Raw genomic sequence first — 683 nt, 5'->3', positions numbered from 1 at the left:
CCAGTAGCGTGTCTCGATCCTTGCTCAGGCAATCGGCGGCCTTCTCGTACTTCAGCGCGTAGCTCTCGATGAAGGCGTCGAACGCCAGCTCGGCGGCGAACTTCGTTTCAGCCATCCAGATCTCCTGCAACGCGCGTTTGGCCTTCGGCTGCTGGCTCTTCGGCAACTTGGCGAGCACGTTGGCGGTCTTGTGCACCCAGCAGCGCTGCTCGCGCGTTTTCGGCCAGACCTCGCCGGCCGCCTTCCAGAACCCGAGTGCGCCATCGGCGATGGTAAGCTGCGGCGCCACGTCGAGCCCGCGCCGCTTCAGATCGAGCAGCAGATCGCGCCAGTCCTGCGCGCTCTCGCGGGCGCCATCGGTGAAGCCGACCAGTTCCTTGCGGCCTTCCGGCGTCGCGCCGATCAGCACCAGGATGCACTGCTTTTCGTCTTCGAGGCGCGCTTGGAGATGGATGCCATCGGCCCAGATGTAGACGTAGCGCTTCGCCGACAGATCGCGCCTCTGCCACGCGGCGTGCTCGTCGAGCCAGCCATCCTTCAGGCGACCGATGGCGGATGCCGACAACCCGGCAGCATCCTTGCCGAGCAGCGCAGCCAGCGCCTCAGAGAAGTCGCCGGTCGAGATACCCTTCAGGTAAAGGATCGGCAGCAGCGTCTCGATCGACTTCGACCGGCGCATGTAG

Annotated in this window: 1 protein-coding gene; it reads right to left on the bottom strand. The window is 65.2% G+C overall.

Features of this window, described 5'->3' with window-relative positions; translation table 11 throughout:
- On the bottom strand, positions 1 to 683 hold a 683-nt coding region (locus IVA74_RS13840), incomplete at both ends, for an IS256 family transposase (RefSeq protein WP_247344374.1).

This window comes from Bradyrhizobium sp. 132 (assembly GCF_023074185.1).
Classification (GTDB): Bacteria; Pseudomonadota; Alphaproteobacteria; order Rhizobiales; family Xanthobacteraceae; genus Bradyrhizobium.
The sequence above is the reverse complement of the archived record's forward strand: the minus strand, read 5'-3'. Positions and strand labels throughout refer to the sequence as shown.